At 68.5% G+C, this 18,820-nt stretch carries 13 protein-coding genes; 3 read left to right on the plus strand and 10 right to left on the minus strand.

What is annotated here, in order from left to right; all coding sequences use genetic code 11:
- Positions 1 to 17: 17 nt before the first annotated feature.
- Entirely contained in the window at positions 18 to 1,040 is a 1,023-nt protein-coding gene (locus tag IE118_RS15345) for an aldo/keto reductase (protein ID WP_189558435.1), read from the minus strand.
- Positions 1,041 to 1,176: 136 nt separating this feature from the next.
- Between IE118_RS15345 and IE118_RS15350 the strand changes: the two genes are divergently transcribed.
- The 3 genes from IE118_RS15350 to IE118_RS15360 all read left to right on the plus strand — a co-directional run bounded on the left by IE118_RS15350 (position 1,177) and on the right by IE118_RS15360 (position 4,284).
- On the plus strand, positions 1,177 to 1,815 hold the full coding sequence (locus tag IE118_RS15350) for a TetR/AcrR family transcriptional regulator (protein WP_189558652.1): 639 nt from the start codon (positions 1,177 to 1,179) through the stop codon (positions 1,813 to 1,815).
- A gap of 70 nt (positions 1,816 to 1,885) precedes the next feature.
- Complete coding sequence (locus tag IE118_RS15355; RefSeq protein WP_189558436.1) at positions 1,886 to 2,833, plus strand: LysR family transcriptional regulator; 948 nt, start codon at positions 1,886 to 1,888, stop codon at positions 2,831 to 2,833.
- A 92-nt stretch (positions 2,834 to 2,925) separates the two neighbouring features.
- Positions 2,926 to 4,284, plus strand: a complete 1,359-nt coding sequence (locus IE118_RS15360; protein WP_189558437.1) for a carbohydrate-binding protein — start codon at positions 2,926 to 2,928, stop codon at positions 4,282 to 4,284.
- 73 nt (positions 4,285 to 4,357) lie between these two features.
- On the opposite strand, the gene IE118_RS15365 is transcribed toward IE118_RS15360, so the two are convergent.
- The 9 genes from IE118_RS15365 to rpoB form a co-directional block, all read right to left on the minus strand.
- Positions 4,358 to 4,603 carry a hypothetical protein gene (locus tag IE118_RS15365; RefSeq protein WP_189558438.1) on the minus strand — a complete coding sequence of 82 codons (246 nt, stop codon included), beginning with the start codon at positions 4,601 to 4,603 and terminating at the stop codon, positions 4,358 to 4,360.
- Positions 4,603 to 5,490: a hypothetical protein gene (locus IE118_RS15370; protein ID WP_189558439.1), complete on the minus strand. Its 888-nt coding sequence runs from the start codon at positions 5,488 to 5,490 to the stop codon at positions 4,603 to 4,605. The genes IE118_RS15365 and IE118_RS15370 overlap by 1 nt, the downstream gene beginning before the upstream one ends.
- Before the next feature lie 180 nt (positions 5,491 to 5,670).
- A complete protein-coding gene (gene tuf, locus IE118_RS15375) occupies positions 5,671 to 6,864 on the minus strand; it encodes an elongation factor Tu (RefSeq protein WP_030839706.1) in 1,194 nt (397 codons plus the stop codon).
- Between the two features lie 170 nt (positions 6,865 to 7,034).
- Positions 7,035 to 9,161 carry an elongation factor G gene (fusA, locus tag IE118_RS15380; protein ID WP_189558440.1) on the minus strand — a complete coding sequence of 709 codons (2,127 nt, stop codon included), beginning with the start codon at positions 9,159 to 9,161 and terminating at the stop codon, positions 7,035 to 7,037.
- Between the two features lie 39 nt (positions 9,162 to 9,200).
- Positions 9,201 to 9,671: a 30S ribosomal protein S7 gene (rpsG, locus tag IE118_RS15385; protein ID WP_003974303.1), complete on the minus strand. Its 471-nt coding sequence runs from the start codon at positions 9,669 to 9,671 to the stop codon at positions 9,201 to 9,203.
- Positions 9,672 to 9,673: 2 nt separating this feature from the next.
- Positions 9,674 to 10,045: a 30S ribosomal protein S12 gene (gene rpsL / locus IE118_RS15390; protein ID WP_003948652.1), complete on the minus strand. Its 372-nt coding sequence runs from the start codon at positions 10,043 to 10,045 to the stop codon at positions 9,674 to 9,676.
- Positions 10,046 to 10,360: 315 nt separating this feature from the next.
- A complete protein-coding gene (locus IE118_RS15395) occupies positions 10,361 to 10,891 on the minus strand; it encodes a DUF1707 and DUF4190 domain-containing protein (RefSeq protein ID WP_189558441.1) in 531 nt (176 codons plus the stop codon).
- A 155-nt stretch (positions 10,892 to 11,046) separates the two neighbouring features.
- A complete protein-coding gene (locus IE118_RS15400; protein WP_189558442.1) occupies positions 11,047 to 14,946 on the minus strand; it encodes a DNA-directed RNA polymerase subunit beta' in 3,900 nt (1,299 codons plus the stop codon).
- Between the two features lie 94 nt (positions 14,947 to 15,040).
- Positions 15,041 to 18,526, minus strand: coding sequence for a DNA-directed RNA polymerase subunit beta (rpoB, locus tag IE118_RS15405; protein ID WP_189558443.1), 3,486 nt, complete (start codon positions 18,524 to 18,526; stop codon positions 15,041 to 15,043).
- Between the last annotated feature and the right edge of the window lie 294 nt (positions 18,527 to 18,820).

An 18,820-nucleotide genomic window follows, 5' to 3' on the forward strand; every position in this document is an offset into this window, starting at 1 on the left:
CAGGGACCTCCGGGCGGTCAGCGGCGACGGCGCAGTGACGCGTCGAGCAGCGCGGGCGGCGTGTCGAACTTCTCGTGCGGGGCCAGGTCGACGCCCGGGGCGACGATCTCGTCGACCGCGTCGAGGACGTCGGCGGAGAGCACCGTGTCGGCGGCGGCGAGCTGCGCCCGCAGGTGCTCCGTCGTGCGCGGGCCGATGAGCGCGCTGGTGACGGCCGGGTGCGCGGTGACGAAGCCGAGCGCCAGCTGGATCATGGTCAGCCCCGCCCCCTCGGCGACCGCGGCCAGCCGTTCGACGGCGTCGAGCCGGGCTTGGTTGGCCGGGAGGGAGAGGTCGAAGCGTTCCGGCAGGATCTTGGAGCGGTTGGTGGTGATGTCCCGGCCCGCACGGACCGTGCCGGACAGCCATCCCGAGGCCAGCGGGCTCCACACCAGCACGCCGAGCCCGTACTCCTCGGTCACGGGAAGGACGTGGGTCTCGGCCCCGCGTTGCAGGATCGAGTAGCCGGGCTGCTCGGTGACGTACCGGCCGAGCCGCAGGTCGCGTGCGGCCCACTGGGCCTGCACGATCCGGTACGCGGGGAAGGTGGAGGAGCCGAAGTAGCGGATCTTGCCGGCGCGCTGCAGGTCGGTCAGCGCGGACAGGGTCTCCTCGTCGCTGGTCTCCGGGTCCCAGCGGTGCATCTGGTACAGGTCGACGTGGTCCACGCCGAGGCGGCGCAGGCTGTCCTCCAGCGCGGTGACCAGCCAGCGGCGCGAGCCGCCCTTGTGGTTGCGCTCCTCCCCCATCGGCATGGTCGCCTTCGTGGCCAGCACGATGTCGTCGCGGCGGCCCGCTATGGCCTTGCCGACCATCTCCTCCGACTGACCGCCGCTGTACCGGTCGGCGGTGTCGATGAGGTTGACGCCGGCCTCCAGGGCCGCGTCGACGAGGGCGGTCGCCTCGTCCTGGGTGGTGCGTCCGATCGCCCCGAAGTTCATCGCGCCGAGCGCGAGCGTGCTGACCTGTACGCCGGTGCGGCCCAGGGTGCGGTACTGCATGGTCGTGTCTCCTCATGACGTCATGACGGAAGGAAGCCGAAACGGAACACCGTTCCGGTACTCCTGGGACGATACGGAACATCGTTCCGCTTTGGCAAGGGTGAGGGTGCCCGGGCGCGCGGGCGCGCGTGAGACCATGCGGGAGCGTGCGACAGTGGGAAGGGACGACGCGGTGAACCAGAGCGACCGGTGCGGCGACGCGGACGGCGGGTCCGCGGCCCCGTCACGCCGGAAGGACGCCCGGCGCAACAAGGAGACGCTGCTCGAAGCGGCCGCCACGGTCTTCGTCACCTCGGGCGTGGACGCCCCGGTGCGCGACATCGCCTCCCGCGCCGGAGTCGGCCTCGGCACCCTCTACCGCCACTTCCCGACCCGGGCGGACCTGATCATCGGGGTCTACCGGCACCAGGTCCAGGCCTGCGCCGACGCCGGCCCGGCCCTCCTGGCGGCCGCGCCGAGCCCGCACGACGCGCTGCGGCAGTGGATCGACCTCTTCGTCGACTTCCTGGTCACCAAGCACGGCCTCGCCGCCGTCCTGCGCTCCGACCAGGCGGGCTTCGCCGCCCTGCACGACCACTTCCTCGACCGGCTCCTGCCCGTCTGCGCCGAGCTGCTCGACGCCGCGGTCACCGCCGGGGAGATCCGCGCCGACATCGACGCCCTCACCCTCATGCGCGGCGTGGGCAACCTCTGCATCGGCGCGGAGAGCGACCCGGACTACGACGCCCGCCGCCTCACCCGCGTCCTCGTCGACGGCCTGCGCCGGCCCCACTGACGACCCGCCCCGCGCACCAGGTCCGTACCAACCCCTTGCCCCCGCCCCTTCCACCCCGCAAGCTCCCCTCATGGAGCTGGAGTTGCGGCATCTGAAGGCGATCCGCGCGATCGCGGACGCGGGCAGCCTCACCCGGGCGGCGACCGACCTGGGGCTCGCCCAGCCCGCGCTGAGCGCCCAGCTCAAGCGGATCGAACGCGCCCTGGGCGGGACCCTGTTCGAGCGTGGACGGCACGGCGTACGGGCCACCGCGCTGGGTGAACTCGTGCTGGAACGCAGCCGGATCGTGCTGCCGGCGGTGACCGAACTGCAGCAGGAGGCGGCCCGGTTCGCCCGGACGTCCCGCGCGACGGCGTGCTTCCGGCTCGGTGGCACCCACGGCCCCCTGCTCGGGGCGGTGGTGAACCGGCTGGCCGAGGTGACCCCCGACGCCCGGGTGACGACCTGCGCCTCCTGGTCCGAGCGGGAACTGGCCGCGCTGCTGACCGAGGGCCGGCTGGACTTCGCCCTCGCGGGCACCTGCGGTTCGGCCGCGCCGCCCGGCGCGGAGGACCTGGTCTGGCAGGAGGTGGCGACCGACCCGGTGTTCGTCATGGTGCCGGAGGGGCACGCGCTCGCCCGCCCCGGCGAGGTGGACCTGGCCGCGTGCGCCGGTGAGCAGTGGGCCTGCGTCCCGGGCGACGGCTGTTTCGGGGACTGTTTCACCGCTGCCTGCGCCCGCGCCGGCTTCACCCCGCACCGCATGTACGAGACGGACACCTCCTCCCTGGTCCACCTGGTACAGGTCGGCCGGGCGGTCGGGCTGTGCCGGGCGACCTTCCCGGACACCCCCGGGATCGTCACCCGGCCGCTCACCGGGACCCCGCTGACCTGGCGGCACCTGCTCGGCTGGCACCGGCAGACACAGCGGGCGGAGACCACGGTCACCGTGCTGGAGCAGGCCCGGCTGGCCCACGCGGACGTGGCGGCCCGCAGCGGCAGTTACACCCGCTGGCGCGCCGCCCGGGCCGTTCCATAACGCCGGGGAGGGGGCCGGACGACGGCTTACGGCCCCCGGGCGGCCCTCCCTACGGTTTCGGCACCTCCCCACCCGAACCGAGGAGATGCCCCATGCCCCACCGACGCCTGTCCCGACGTACCAGAGCCGTGGGTGCCGCCGTCGCGGCGACGGCCGCGCTGCTCGGGGCCGGGCTCAGCGGCTCCGCGAGCGCGGGACCCGCCGGCCCCTCCGCCGCCCGGACCCTGCACACGGACGCCGCCCCGCCCGCCCTCCTCAGGGCCATGGAACGCGATCTCGGCCTGGACCGCGGTCAGGCGGAGCGGCGCCTGGCCAACGAGGCCGAGGCCGGCGCCACCGCCGGCCGCCTCCGCGCGTCACTGGGCGCCGACTTCGCGGGCGCGTGGGTGCAGGGCGCCGAGTCCGGCACCCTGACCGTGGCGACCACGGACGCCGCCGACGTACGGGCTGTCGAGGCCCAGGGCGCCCGGGCCGCCGTCGTGCGCCACACCCTGGCCGAGCTGGACGCGGCCAAGGCCCGCGTGGACCGGGCGGCGCGGCACCACGACAGCTCCGACGCCCCCGTCTGGTACGTGGACGTCCGCACCAACCAGGTCGTCGTCCGGGCGGTACGCCCCGCCGCGGCCCGCGCCCTGCTGGCGGCGGCCGGCGTCGACGCCTCCCTGGCGCGCGTCGAGAAGTCCGCCGACCGGCCCCGCCCGCTGTACGACCTGCGGGGCGGCGAGGCGTACTACATCAACAACAGCGGCCGCTGTTCCATCGGCTTCCCCGTCACCAAGGGAACCCAGCAGGGGTACGCCACGGCAGGCCACTGCGGACGGACCGGCAACAGCACCAGCGGCCACAACCGGGTCGCCCAGGGCACCTTCCAGGGCTCGACCTTCCCCGGCCGGGACATGGCGTGGGTGGCCACCAACGCCCAGTGGACGGCCACGCCGTACGTGAAGGGCGCCGGCGGCCAGAACGTCCAGGTCACCGGGTCCGCGCAGGCCGCGGTCGGCGCCTCGATCTGCCGCTCCGGCTCCACCACCGGCTGGCACTGCGGCAGGATCGAGCAGCACAACACCAGCGTGACCTACCCCGAGGGCACCATCAGCGGCGTCACCCGGACCACGGTGTGCGCCGAACCCGGTGACTCGGGCGGCTCCTACATCTCCGGCAGCCAGGCGCAGGGCGTCACCTCGGGCGGCTCCGGCAACTGCAGCAGCGGCGGCACCACCTTCCACCAGCCGATCAACCCGCTGCTCCAGAACTACGGCCTCACCCTGAAGACGACCGGCGACGACGACCCGCCCGGTGAGGAGCCCGGCGGCACCTGGTCCACGGGCACCGTCTACCAGGCCGGCGACACGGTCACCTACGGCGGCGCCTCCTACCGCTGCCTCCAGGCCCACCAGGCACAGCCCGGCTGGGAGCCCCCGAACGTCCCTGCCCTGTGGCAGCGCACCTGACCGTCCCACCCAGGGGGAACCGAGCGGCCCCGGGCACGCCTCCACGGCGCTCCCGGGGCCGCTTCGGCACCCCTCAGCCCACCCCGCCCTCGAAGACCTCCGTCATCGACCCGGCGGTGAGCGCCCTCTTGAACCACTCGTCCAGCACCTCGGGATCCCCGCAGCCGACGATCCGCTCCCGGTCCCCCTCCCCGACCTCGACACCCCGGTGACCGAGCAGAAGCAGCAGCGCCTTCGCCTCCCCCTCCGCCCGGCCCTCCGCCCGGCCCTCGGCTCGCAGCTGTTGAGCGGTCTGCGACTGGAAGAAGGAGAGGTCCATCAGTCCGCGAGACCGGACTCTCCGGCCGGCGCGAAAACCTCCGCCATCGACCCGGCGGTGAGCGCCCGCTTGAACCACTCGTCCAGCACCTCGGGATCCCCGCAGCCGACGATCCGCTCCCGGTCCCCCTCCCCGACCTCGACACCCCGGTGACCGAGCAGAAGCAGCAGCGCCTTCGCCTCCCCCTCGGCTCGCAGCTGCTGAGCGGTCTGGGACTGGAAGAAGGAGAGGTCGACGGCCATGAGATGCCTCCAGAGTTCCGCGGCCCGCGTCGTGCCGAGGCCTTGTTCCATGAGTTCGATGAAGGTGCCCGCGCTGCTCTCGTCGTCGGCCGACAGGCCTTTCAGTGCCTTGGCCAGCGCGTTCAGTATGGCATCGGCTGCCGGCTCCGAGCGGTGCAGAGCCGCCGACAGGATGGTGAGCGGGATGTCCCGTGCGGCCTCGTCGGGGCTGTCGATCACCGGCACGTCGTCGGGGCCCAGCACCAGGGGCCGCAACGTGAGGGAGGGCCACTGGCGCGGGCCGATCTCGAACTGCCGACCTGCCCAGGCCGCCGTCTTCCGGTCCGGGCACACGACGAGGAGCACCGGCGGCACGCCGTACTTGGCGTACACGTGGGACAGGTAGTAGGCCCAGCTGGCCGGCTTGTCGGCGCTCGGCCGGCTCTGTGACTCGACGGCGAGCACGAAACTGCCGTCCTCCGTGTCCATGCGCAGCAACGTGTCCACCCGGCGCCACAGCGGCTGGATCTCCGTGAGGTCGGTGGAGAGCTCCGAGGTGGACACGGGCGGGGGGAAGGCGACGCCGAGGTTCCTGGCGACGCGCGAGAAGAGGCCCGGTTCCTGCTGGAAGATCCGGTGCAGGGCCTCATGGGATGAGCTGACCATGAGGCGAAGCCATGGGCAGCACGGCATGTGCCGACCGCATGTGCCCGGATCTTCGCACCAACGAGTGAACGCGACGCCGCCGGAGTGGACGCCGGCACGGCGAAAGGGCCCGCACGACCGAAGTCGTGCGGGCCCTCTCAGGTGCTCGCAAGCAGGAGCTACCAGGTCAGATCAGCAAGCTCACTTGTTGATCTTGGTGACCTGGCCGGCGCCCACGGTCCGGCCACCCTCACGGATGGCGAACTTCAGGCCCTCCTCCATGGCGACGGGCTGGATGAGCTCCACCTTCATCTCGGTGTTGTCACCCGGCATGACCATCTCGGTGCCCTCGGGGAGGGTCACGACGCCGGTCACGTCCGTCGTACGGAAGTAGAACTGCGGGCGGTAGTTGTTGAAGAACGGGGTGTGACGGCCACCCTCGTCCTTCGACAGGATGTAGGCCTGGGCCTCGAACTCGGTGTGCGGGGTGACCGAGCCCGGCTTGATGATGACCTGGCCGCGCTCGACGTCCTCGCGCTTGATGCCGCGGAGCAGCAGACCGACGTTCTCACCGGCCTGACCCTCGTCGAGCAGCTTGCGGAACATCTCGATGCCGGTGACCGTGGTGGTGGTCTTCTCCTGCTTGATGCCCACGATGTCGACGGTCTCGTTGACCTTGAGGACACCACGCTCGATACGACCGGTGACGACGGTGCCACGACCGGTGATCGTGAAGACGTCCTCGATCGGCATCAGGAACGGCTTGTCGACGTCACGCTCGGGCTGCGGGATGTTCTCGTCCACGGCCTTCATCAGCTCGAGGACGGAGTTGCCCCACTCCTTGTCGCCCTCGAGGGCCTTGAGCGCGGAGACCTTGACGACCGGCAGGTCGTCGCCCGGGAACTCGTACTCGGAGAGCAGCTCACGGACCTCGAGCTCGACGAGCTCCAGGATCTCCTCGTCGTCCACCATGTCGGCCTTGTTCAGGGCGACGACGATGTACGGAACGCCGACCTGGCGGGCCAGGAGCACGTGCTCCTTGGTCTGCGGCATCGGGCCGTCGGTGGCGGCGACCACGAGGATGGCGCCGTCCATCTGCGCCGCACCCGTGATCATGTTCTTGATGTAGTCCGCGTGACCGGGGCAGTCGACGTGGGCGTAGTGACGGGTCTCCGTCTGGTACTCGACGTGCGCGATGGAGATGGTGATACCGCGCTGGCGCTCTTCGGGAGCCTTGTCGATCTGGTCGAAGGCCGAGGCCTCGTTCAGGTCCGGGTACGCGTCGTGCAGCACCTTGGTAATGGCGGCCGTGAGGGTCGTCTTACCGTGGTCGATGTGACCGATGGTGCCGATGTTGACGTGCGGCTTAGTCCGCTCGAACTTCGCCTTCGCCACTGGGGTCCTCCTGTGGAGTGGTTCTGTACGCCTTACTTCATCGGCGCCAGGTGATCTTTGCTGGGAAACCCGGGCCCGGGGCATTCCGCCAGGGTGGCGGCGGAATGCCCAGTTGCAGGCTCCGGGGTCAAGCCTAAAGCGTGGAAGGGGGGTCCGTTAAACGGAGTGCCTTACTCGCCCTTGGCCTTCGCGATGATCTCCTCGGCGACGTTCCGCGGAACCTCGGCGTAGGAGTCGAACTGCATGGAGTAGCTGGCACGGCCGGACGTCTTGCTGCGCAGGTCGCCGACGTAACCGAACATCTCCGAGAGGGGCACGAGACCCTTCACGACGCGGGCACCGGCCCGCTCCTCCATGGCCTGGATCTGGCCACGGCGGGAGTTGATGTCGCCGATGACCTCACCCATGTAGTCCTCGGGCGTGGTGACCTCGACGGCCATCATCGGCTCCAGGAGCACGGGCGAAGCCTTGCGCGCGGCCTCCTTGAAGGCCTGCGAACCGGCGATCTTGAACGCGAGCTCGGAGGAGTCGACCTCGTGGTAGCCACCGTCGATGAGCGTGACGCGGACGCCCGTCATCTCGTAGCCGGCGAGGATGCCGAACTGCATGGCCTCCTGCGCACCGGCGTCGACCGAAGGGATGTACTCCTTCGGGATGCGACCACCGGTCACCTTGTTCACGAACTCGTAGCTGGCGTCGCCGCCCTCGATCGGCTCGATCGCGATCTGCACCTTGGCGAACTGACCGGTACCACCGGTCTGCTTCTTGTGGGTGTAGTCCACGCGCTCGACGGCCTTGCGAATCGTCTCACGGTAGGCGACCTGGGGCTTGCCGACGTTGGCCTCGACCTTGAACTCACGGCGCATGCGGTCGACCAGCACCTCGAGGTGCAGCTCGCCCATACCGCCGATGATGGTCTGGCCGGTCTCCTCGTCCGAGTGGACCTGGAAGGACGGGTCCTCCTCGGCCAGGCGCTGGATCGCGACGCCGAGCTTCTCCTGGTCGCCCTTCGACTTGGGCTCGATGGCGACCTGGATGACCGGCGCCGGGAAGTCCATGGACTCCAGGATGACCGGGCTCTTGTCGTCGGACAGCGTCTCACCGGTGGTGGTCTGCTTCAGACCCATCACGGCGACGATGTCGCCGGCGCCCACCGACTCGATCTCCTCACGCTTGTTGGCGTGCATGCGGTAGATCTTGCCGATGCGCTCCTTCTTGCCCTTGACGGAGTTCAGCACCGCGGTGCCGGACTCCAGGCGGCCCGAGTAGACCCGGACGAAGGTGAGCTTGCCGAGGTGCGGGTCGCTCATGATCTTGAAGGCGAGCGCGGCGAGCGGCTCGTCCTCCGACGGCTTGCGCGCGACGACCTTCTCCGCGTCCTTCGGGTCGTGGCCCTCGATGGCCTCGACGTCGAGCGGGGTCGGCAGGTAGCGCACGACCGCGTCGAGCAGGGGCTGAACGCCCTTGTTCTTGAACGCGGTGCCGCAGAACACGGGGGTGACCGTCGTCTCGTCGGACTTGCCGGAGGCGATGGTGATGCGACGGATCGCGGCGTACAGCTGCTCCTCGGTGGGCTCCTGGCCCTCCAGGTACAGCTCCATGATCTCTTCGTCGTTCTCCGCGACGGCCTCGACCAGCTTGCCGCGCCACTCCTCGGCGGCCTCGGTGTGCGTGGCCGGGATGTCGACGGTGTCGTACATCTCGCCCTTGGCGGCGTCGGCGGACCAGACGAGCGCCTTCATGCGGACCAGGTCCACGACGCCCTTGAAGTCGGCCTCGGCACCGATCGGGAGCTGCATGACGAGCGGCTGGGCGCCCAGACGGTCCGAGATCATCTCCACGCAGCGGTGGAACTCGGCGCCGGTACGGTCCAGCTTGTTGACGAAGCAGATACGCGGAACGCCGTAACGGTCGGCCTGACGCCACACCGTCTCGGACTGCGGCTCGACACCGGCGACACCGTCGAACACGGTCACGGCACCGTCGAGCACACGCAGGGAACGCTCCACCTCGACGGTGAAGTCGACGTGCCCCGGGGTGTCGATGATGTTGATCGTGTAGTCGTTGTCCTCGAGCGGCCAGTGACAGGTGGTCGCAGCGGAGGTGATCGTGATGCCACGCTCCTGCTCCTGCTCCATCCAGTCCATCGTGGCGGCGCCGTCGTGGACCTCACCGATCTTGTACGACACACCGGTGTAGAACAGGATCCGCTCGGTGGTCGTCGTCTTGCCCGCGTCGATGTGGGCCATGATCCCGATGTTGCGGACCTTGGCCAGGTCAAGTGAAGTGGTAGCCATAAGGCTTCAGTCTTCTCTCGGTCTCGATGTGGGTAGCGACTACCAGCGGTAGTGCGCGAAGGCCTTGTTGGACTCGGCCATCTTGTGCGTGTCCTCGCGCTTCTTCACAGCGGCACCGAGGCCGTTGGAGGCGTCGAGAAGCTCGTTGAGCAGACGCTCGGTCATGGTCTTCTCGCGACGGGCGCGGGAGTAACCGACCAGCCAGCGCAGCGCCAGGGTGTTGGCACGACCGGGCTTGACCTCGATCGGCACCTGGTACGTGGCGCCACCGACGCGGCGGGACTTGACCTCGAGGGTCGGCTTGATGTTCTCGAGGGCGCGCTTCAGCGTGATGACCGGGTCGTTGCCGGTCTTCTCGCGCAGACCCTCCATGGCGCCGTACACGATGCGCTCGGCGGTGGAGCGCTTGCCGTTCAGCAGCACCTTGTTGATCAGGGAGGTCACCAGAGGAGAACCGTAGACCGGGTCGATGATGACCGGGCGCTTCGGGGCGGGGCCCTTACGAGGCATTCTTACTTCTCCTTCTTGGCGCCGTAGCGGCTGCGGGCCTGCTTGCGGTTCTTGACACCCTGGGTGTCGAGCGAACCACGGATGATCTTGTAGCGAACACCCGGCAGGTCCTTCACACGGCCGCCGCGCACGAGCACGATGGAGTGCTCCTGCAGGTTGTGTCCCTCACCCGGAATGTAGGCCGTGACCTCGATGCCGCTGGTCAGACGCACACGCGCGACCTTACGCAGGGCCGAGTTCGGCTTCTTCGGGGTGGTCGTGAACACACGCGTGCAGACGCCGCGACGCTGAGGGGAACCCTCGAGTGCGGGCGTCTTGTTCTTTTCGACCTTGTCCTGCCGGCCCTTGCGGACCAGCTGCTGGATCGTAGGCACTACTTCTCCGGTTTCTGTGTGCCGATTGGTGAAGCTAACCTGGAACGTCACCGACCCACGCGGTCGGGTGTGTCGAATCCTGCGGACTCCCACCGCGAGGCAGAAGAAAGCGCTGAATTACGGCGGCCGTAGTCGACCCCCGGTGCGGTGTGATGGCACGCACGAAGGCCAGGGCACACCCCAGGCACAAGGTCTGAGCGTACCTACCTCACGGACTCCGGTCAAAACAAATGGAGCCCGGCCCGACACGCCGGACTTCTCCCTCTTCGCTCCAGCGGCTCCCACAGCCGTCCCGAGCGCCCGTCACGAGGGCGGTCAGGCGCCGCCCACCACGGCCGCCAGCAGCACGAAGAAGCTGAGGAAGAGGACCCATCCGGCGACCGAGAGCCAGCCGAGGACCAGGCCGGTCAGCACGAAGCCGTCCCCTGCCTCGCCGGTGCGGCGTATCTCCGACTGCGCCATGTGACCGAGGATGACGGCCGGGAGCCCGGTGAGCCCGCCGGTGGCCACGGACAGGATGCCGCAGACCATCGAGGCGACCGCCTTGCCGTTCGTCCTGGGCACCGGACGGGGCAGGAAGGTGGCCGGCACCGGCCCGGCGACCGCCACCGGCTGGGGCATCGGTCCCTGCGGCAGATCGGCGACCAGCAGCGACAGCTCCGCCACCGTACGGGCCGCGTAGGCCCGGGCGACGCGCTTCTCGAACTCGGGGTGCTCCAGCCTGCCCTCGCCGTACCCGGCCCGCAGGACGTCCACCGCGCGCTCCCGGTCGGCGTGGGAGGCCAGCATCGACGGAGCGCCGGGCCCCTGCAACGGGTTGCCCTGCCACGGAGTCGGGTACGACACGGCTGCCTCCCGGGGGCCCGGACAGATGTCCCTGATCAGTCTTTCACCCACTTGAACGCACCGTACCGGGAGTTTGGTTCCACCGGCCCCCGCGCGCGACGCCGAGGGGCGGCCACCCCGTACGGAGTGACCGCCCCTCGGATCGAGCTGCCCGCTTACTGGTTGTACGGACCGTAGTCGTAGTCCTCCAGCGGAACGGCCTGGCCGGAGCCCGTGCCGAACGGCGAGTAGTCGATGTCGTCGTAGCCGACGGCCGAGTACATCGCGGCCTTGGCCTCCTCGGTCGGCTCCACCCGGATGTTGCGGTAGCGGGACAGACCCGTACCGGCCGGGATGAGCTTACCGATGATGACGTTCTCCTTGAGGCCGATGAGGCTGTCGGACTTGGCGTTGATCGCCGCGTCCGTCAGCACCCGGGTCGTCTCCTGGAAGGAGGCGGCCGACAGCCAGGACTCCGTCGCCAGCGAGGCCTTGGTGATACCCATCAGCTGCGGACGACCGGAGGCCGGGTGACCGCCCTCCTGGACCACACGACGGTTCTCGGTCTCGAACTTCGAACGCTCGACCAGCTCGCCGGGCAGCAGCTCGGCGTCGCCCGACTCGATGATCGTCACGCGGCGCAGCATCTGCCGGATGATGATCTCGATGTGCTTGTCGTGGATCGACACGCCCTGCGAGTTGTAGACCTTCTGGACCTCGCCGACCAGGTGGACCTGCACGGCACGCTGACCCAGGATGCGCAGCACGTCGTGCGGGTTGGTGGCACCCACGGTGAGCTGCTGGCCCACGTCGACGTGGTCGCCCTCGCCGACCAGGACCTTGGCACGCTTGGAGATCGGGAACGCCGTCTCGTCGCTGCCGTCGTCCGGGGTGACGACGATCTTCTTGGTCTTCTCGGTCTCCTCGATCCGCACGCGGCCGGAGGCCTCGGAGATCGGGGCGACACCCTTCGGCGTACGGGCCTCGAAGAGCTCGACGACACGGGGCAGACCCTGGGTGATGTCGTCACCGGCCACACCACCGGTGTGGAAGGTACGCATCGTCAGCTGGGTACCGGGCTCACCGATGGACTGGGCGGCGATGATGCCGACCGCCTCACCGATGTCGACCAGCTTGCCGGTGGCCAGCGAACGGCCGTAGCACATCGCGCAGGTGCCGACGGCGGACTCGCAGGTCAGGACCGAGCGGGTCTTGACCTCCTCGACGCCGCGGGAGACGAGCTCCTCGATGAGGACGTCGCCCAGGTCGGTGCCGGCCGGGGCCAGCACCTGACCGTCGACGACGATGTCCTCGGCGAGGCAGCGCGCGTACACGGACGTCTCGACGTCGCCCTCCTTGCGGAGCACGCCCGTCTCGTCCCGGCTGGCGATCTTGAGGCGCAGACCGCGGTCGGTGCCGCAGTCCTCCTCGCGGATGATGACGTCCTGGGAGACGTCGACCAGACGACGGGTGAGGTAACCCGAGTCGGCGGTACGCAGAGCGGTGTCCGCCAGACCCTTACGGGCACCGTGGGTGGAGATGAAGTACTCCAGCACGGACAGGCCCTCACGGAACGACGCCTTGATCGGACGCGGGATCGTCTCGTTCTTCGCGTTCGACACCAGACCACGCATACCGGCGATCTGACGCATCTGCATCATGTTGCCTCGTGCGCCCGAGTTCACCATCATGAAGATCGGGTTGGTCTTCGGGAAGTTGTCGTTCATCGCCTCGGCGACCTCGTTGGTCGCCTTGGTCCAGATGTTGATGAGCTCCTGCGTGCGCTCGTCCTTGGTGATCAGACCGCGCTCGTACTGCTTCTGGACCTTCTCGTCCTGCGCCTCGTAGCCGCGGACGATCTCCTTCTTCGCCTCGGGAACGACGACGTCGGAGATGGCGACGGTGACGCCGGAGCGGGTGGCCCAGTAGAAGCCGGACGCCTTCAGGTTGTCGAGCGTCGCCGCCACGATGACCTTCGGGTAGCGCTCGGCGAGGTCGTTGACGATCTCCGAGAGCTGCTTCTTGCCGACCTCGTAGTCGACGAACGGGTAGTCCTCGGGCAGCAGCTCGTTGAAGAGCGCACGGCCCAGGGTGGTGTTCAGCCGGAAGCTGTCACCCTGCTGCCACTCGGGCTCACCCTCCTCGCGCGCCGGCGGGGTCCAGCCGCGCGGCGGGATGGTGCCGACCGGGAAGCGGACGTCGATCCTCGACTGGAGCGACAGCTCGCCCGCGTCGAAGGCCATGATCGCCTCGGCGACCGAGGCGAAGGAACGGCCCTCGCCCTTGAGGTCGCGCATCTCGCCGTCGGTGGTGAGGAAGAACAGACCGAGGACCATGTCCTGGGTCGGCATCGTCACCGGGCGGCCGTCGGCCGGCTTGAGGATGTTGTTCGAGGACAGCATCAGGATGCGGGCCTCGGCCTGCGCCTCCGCGGACAGCGGCAGGTGCACGGCCATCTGGTCACCGTCGAAGTCCGCGTTGAACGCGGTGCAGACGAGCGGGTGGATCTGGATGGCCTTGCCCTCGACCAGCTGCGGCTCGAAGGCCTGGATGCCGAGGCGGTGCAGCGTGGGCGCACGGTTCAGCAGCACCGGGTGCTCGGCGATGACCTCTTCGAGGACGTCGTACACGACGGTGCGGCCGCGCTCGACCATGCGCTTGGCCGACTTGATGTTCTGCGCGTGGTTCAGGTCGACCAGGCGCTTCATCACGAACGGCTTGAACAGCTCCAGCGCCATCGCCTTCGGCAGACCGCACTGGTGCAGCTTCAGCTGAGGACCGACGACGATCACGGAACGCGCGGAGTAGTCCACGCGCTTGCCGAGGAGGTTCTGGCGGAAGCGGCCCTGCTTGCCCTTGAGCATGTCGGACAGCGACTTCAGCGGACGGTTGCCGGGGCCCGTCACCGGGCGGCCGCGGCGGCCGTTGTCGAAGAGCGCGTCCACGGCCTCCTGGAGCATGCGCTTCTCGTTGTTCACGATGATCTCGGGCGCGCCGAGGTCGAGAAGCCGCTTCAGGCGGTTGTTGCGGTTGATGACGCGGCGGTACAGGTCGTTCAGGTCGGAGGTCGCGAAGCGGCCACCGTCCAGCTGCACCATCGGACGCAGGTCCGGCGGGATGACCGGCACGCAGTCGAGCACCATGCCCTTGGGGCTGTTGGACGTCTGCAGGAACGCGGAGACGACCTTCAGGCGCTTGAGCGCACGGGTCTTCTTCTGGCCCTTGCCGGTGCGGATGATCTCGCGGAGCTTCTCGGCCTCCTCCTCGAGGTCGAAGGACTCCAGGCGCTTCTGCAGCGCCGCGGCACCCATCGAACCGTCGAAGTACGTGCCGAAGCGGTCGCGCAGCTCGCGGTAGAGCAGCTCGTCGCCCTCGAGGTCCTGGACCTTGAGGTTCTTGAACCGGCTCCACACCTCGTCGAGGCGGTCGATCTCGCGCTGCGCGCGGTCGCGCAGCTGCTTCATCTCACGCTCGGCGCCCTCGCGCACCTTGCGGCGCACGTCGGCCTTGGCGCCCTCGGCCTCGAGCTCGGCGAGGTCCGTCTCGAGCTTCTTGGCGCGGGCCTCGAGGTCGGCGTCGCGGCGGTTCTCGACCTGCTGGCGCTCGACGGAGACGTGGGCCTCCAGCGAGGGCAGGTCGCGGGTGCGGCGCTCCTCGTCGACGTACGTGATCATGTACGCCGCGAAGTAGATGACCTTCTCGAGGTCCTTGGGAGCCAGGTCGAGCAGGTAGCCCAGACGGCTCGGGACGCCCTTGAAGTACCAGATGTGGGTGACGGGGGCGGCGAGCTCGATGTGGCCCATCCGCTCACGGCGCACCTTGGCGCGCGTGACCTCGACGCCACAGCGCTCACAGATGATGCCCTTGAAGCGGACGCGCTTGTACTTGCCGCAGTAGCACTCCCAGTCCCGGGTCGGACCGAAGATCTTCTCGCAGAAGAGTCCGTCCTTTTCGGGCTTGAGGGTGCGGTAGTTGATGGTCTCGGGCTTCTTGACCTCGCCGTGGCTCCACTGACGGATGTCGTCAGCGGTGGCCAGACCGATCCGGAGCTCGTCGAAGAAGTTGACGTCGAGCACTATGCGTCAATCCCTCTCAGGGTTGTAAGTCATGGGGTCTGAAACGGGGGTCCTGGGGCCGGCGGCCTTCACGCGGAAGGCCGCCGGACTCCCGTCAGACCTCTTCGACGCTGCTCGGCTCGCGCCGGGACAGGTCGATGCCAAGCTCCTCCGCTGCGCGGAAGACGTCCTCGTCGGTGTCGCGCATCTCGATGGACATGCCGTCCGAGGACAGCACCTCCACGTTGAGGCACAGGGACTGCATCTCCTTGATGAGCACCTTGAAGGACTCCGGGATGCCGGGCTCGGGGATGTTCTCGCCCTTGACGATGGCCTCGTAGACCTTCACGCGGCCGGTGACGTCGTCGGACTTGATGGTCAGCAGCTCCTGGAGCGCGTAGGCGGCGCCGTACGCCTCGAGTGCCCACACCTCCATCTCGCCGAACCGCTGACCACCGAACTGAGCCTTACCACCCAGCGGCTGCTGGGTGATCATGCTGTACGGACCGGTCGAGCGGGCGTGCAGCTTGTCGTCGACCAGGTGGTGCAGCTTCAGGATGTACATGTAGCCGACGGAGATCGGGTCCGGGAACGGCTCACCCGAGCGGCCGTCGAACAGCCGCGCCTTGCCGGACGGGAGCACCATGCGCTCGCCGTCGCGGTTCGGGATGGTGTGCTGGAGGAGGCCCGCGAGCTCGTCCTCGCGCGCACCGTCGAACACCGGGGTGGCGACGTTGGTGCCGGGCTCGACCTTGTCGGCGCCGATGGCCTGGAGGCGCTCGGCCCAGTCCTCCGCGAGGCCGGAGACGTCCCAGCCGCGGCTGGCGAGCCAGCCGAGGTGGATCTCCAGGACCTGTCCCGGGTTCATTCGGGACGGCACACCCAGCGGGTTGAGGATGATGTCGACCGGGGTCCCGTCCTCGAGGAACGGCATGTCCTCGATGGGCAGGATCTTGGAGATGACGCCCTTGTTGCCGTGGCGGCCGGCGAGCTTGTCACCGTCGGTGATCTTGCGCTTCTGCGCGACGTAGACGCGCACCAGCTGGTTGACACCGGGGGGAAGCTCGTCGCCCTCCTCGCGGTCGAAGACGCGCACGCCGATGACCTTGCCGGTCTCGCCGTGCGGCACCTTCAGCGAGGTGTCACGGACCTCACGGGCCTTCTCACCGAAGATCGCGCGGAGCAGGCGCTCCTCGGGGGTCAGCTCGGTCTCACCCTTGGGCGTGACCTTGCCGACGAGGATGTCGCCGGCGATGACCTCGGCACCGATGCGGATGATGCCGCGCTCGTCGAGGTCGGCGAGGACCTCCTCGGAGACGTTCGGGATGTCCCGGGTGATCTCCTCGGGGCCGAGCTTGGTGTCACGGGCGTCGACCTCGTGCTCCTCGATGTGGATCGAGGAGAGGACGTCGTCCTGCACGAGGCGCTGCGACAGGATGATCGCGTCCTCGTAGTTGTGACCCTCCCACGGCATGAACGCGACCAGCAGGTTCTTGCCGAGCGCCATCTCGCCGTTCTCGGTGGCCGGACCGTCGGCGAGGACCTGGCCCTCGGTGATCCGGTCGCCCTCGGCGACGATGACCTTCTGGTTGACCGAGGTCCCCTGGTTGGACCGGGAAAACTTGGCGAGGCGGTACGTGATGTACGTGCCGTCGTCGTTGGCGGTGGTGATGTAGTCCGCGGAGACCTCCTGGACCACACCCGCCTTCTCGGCCTTGACCACGTCGCCGGCGTCGACGGCGGAGCGGTACTCCATGCCGGTGCCGACGAGCGGGGACTCGCTCTTGATGAGCGGCACGGCCTGGCGCATCATGTTCGCGCCCATGAGGGCACGGTTGGCGTCGTCGTGCTCGAGGAACGGGATCATGGCGGTCGCGACCGACACCATCTGGCGCGGCGAGACGTCCATGTAGTCGACCTCGTCACCGGGGACGTAGTCGACCTCGCCGCCGCGGCGGCGGACCAGGATGCGGTTCTCGACGAAGCGCATCTCGTCACTGAGCGGCGCGTTGGCCTGCGCGATGACGAAGCGGTCCTCCTCGTCGGCGGTCAGGTAGTCCACCTCGTCGGTGACCTGGCCGTCGACGACCTTGCGGTACGGCGTCTCGATGAAGCCGAACGGGTTGATCCGCCCGTAGGAGGCGAGCGAGCCGATCAGACCGATGTTCGGGCCTTCGGGCGTCTCGATCGGGCACATGCGGCCGTAGTGCGAGGGGTGCACGTCACGGACCTCGAAGCCGGCCCGCTCACGGGAGAGACCACCCGGGCCAAGGGCGTTGAGACGACGCTTGTGCGTCAGACCCGACAGCGGGTTGTTCTGGTCCATGAACTGGGACAGCTGGCTGGTGCCGAAGAACTCCTTGATGGAGGCGACGACCGGCCGGATGTTGATCAGGGTCTGCGGCGTGATCGCCTCGACGTCCTGGGTGGTCATGCGCTCGCGCACGACGCGCTCCATACGGGCGAGACCCGTACGGACCTGGTTCTGGATCAGCTCGCCGACGTTGCGGATGCGGCGGTTGCCGAAGTGGTCGATGTCGTCGGTCTCGACGATGATCGAGCGCCCGGACTCGCCGACCGTCTCGGTCTCACCGGCGTGCAGCTTCACCAGGTACTTGATGGTGGCGATGATGTCGTCGGTGGTGAGCACGCCGGCGTCCAGCGGCTCGTCCCCGCCGAGCTTCTTGTTGACCTTGTAGCGGCCGACCTTGGCCAGGTCGTAGCGCTTGGGGTTGAAGTAGAGGTTCTCGAGCAGCGTCTGCGCGGCCTCACGCGTGGGGGGCTCGCCCGGGCGCAGCTTGCGGTAGATGTCGAGCAGCGCGTCGTCCTGGCCCTGGGTGTGGTCCTTCTCCAGGGTGGCGCGCATGGACTCGTACTCGCCGAACTCCTCGAGGATCTGCTCGGTGGTCCAGCCGAGCGCCTTCAGGAGGACGGTGACGGACTGCTTGCGCTTGCGGTCGATGCGCACACCGACCATGTCGCGCTTGTCGATCTCCATCTCCAGCCAGGCACCCCGGGAGGGGATGATCTTGGCGGAGAAGATGTCCTTGTCGGACGTCTTGTCGATGGAGGAGTCGAAGTAGACGCCCGGCGAGCGGACCAGCTGGGACACCACGACACGCTCGGTGCCGTTGATGACGAAGGTGCCCTTGTTCGTCATGAGCGGGAAGTCGCCCATGAAGACGGTCTGGGACTTGATCTCGCCGGTCTCGTTGTTCGTGAACTCGGCGGTGACGAAGAGCGGGGCGGCGTACGTGAAGTCGCGCTCCTTGCACTCGTCGATGGAGTTCTTCGGCGGCTCGAAGCGGTGGTCGCGGAAGGTCAGCGACATCGACCCGGAGAAGTCCTCGATCGGGGAGATCTCCTCGAAGATCTCCTCCAGACCGGACTTGGTGGGGACGTCCTGCCCGTTCTCGAGAGCCTCCTCGACCCGACTCTGCCAGGCGGTGTTGCCGAGCAGCCAGTCGAAGCTCTCGGTCTGCAGCGCGAGCAGGTTCGGAACCTCGAGAGGCTCCTTGATCTTTGCAAAGGAGATGCGCAGCGGGGCGGTGCTGGCGCCGTTGTTCGTATTCGCGGTCGAGGCGTTGCGCGAGGCGGCCAAGAGGGGGTCCTTCCGAGGGCTCGGACTCACTACGCGCGTACCGGCCCCCCACTGTGCGCGGTGACAGATTCGTCTGATGGGGTCCAAAAGCCCAGGTCAGAGATCATCTGGTCATCGGTGCTCGAGTGAGGGCATGCCCCTGGTGACGGGCAGGGGACAGCTAACAGGCAGCGCAAAGGGTCAGTGTAGCCACTTGGCACACTGATGTCCAGTGCGGTGTACGAGACCGGGTAGTGGCCCTCGTTGTCATCAACTCCTGCGACAAGGCGCTGCCCTCAACGCACCGTGATACTG

Origin of the sequence: Streptomyces pilosus, from assembly GCF_014649835.1 — a bacterium.
In the GTDB taxonomy this organism is placed as follows: domain Bacteria; phylum Actinomycetota; class Actinomycetes; order Streptomycetales; family Streptomycetaceae; genus Streptomyces; species Streptomyces pilosus.

Excerpts from the sequence above, each read along its gene's own strand:
- IE118_RS15365 (WP_189558438.1), bottom strand. The coding sequence starts at position 4,603 with ATGGACCTCTCCTTCTTCCAGTCGCAGACCGCTCAACAGCTGCGAGCC.
- IE118_RS15355 (WP_189558436.1), top strand. The coding sequence starts at position 1,886 with ATGGAGCTGGAGTTGCGGCATCTGAAGGCGATCCGCGCGATCGCGGAC.
- fusA (WP_189558440.1), bottom strand. The coding sequence starts at position 9,161 with ATGGCTACCACTTCACTTGACCTGGCCAAGGTCCGCAACATCGGGATC.
- IE118_RS15370 (WP_189558439.1), bottom strand. The coding sequence starts at position 5,490 with ATGGTCAGCTCATCCCATGAGGCCCTGCACCGGATCTTCCAGCAGGAA.
- IE118_RS15360 (WP_189558437.1), top strand. The coding sequence starts at position 2,926 with ATGCCCCACCGACGCCTGTCCCGACGTACCAGAGCCGTGGGTGCCGCC.
- rpsG (WP_003974303.1), bottom strand. The coding sequence starts at position 9,671 with ATGCCTCGTAAGGGCCCCGCCCCGAAGCGCCCGGTCATCATCGACCCG.
- IE118_RS15345 (WP_189558435.1), bottom strand. The coding sequence starts at position 1,040 with ATGCAGTACCGCACCCTGGGCCGCACCGGCGTACAGGTCAGCACGCTC.
- IE118_RS15350 (WP_189558652.1), top strand. The coding sequence starts at position 1,177 with ATGCGGGAGCGTGCGACAGTGGGAAGGGACGACGCGGTGAACCAGAGC.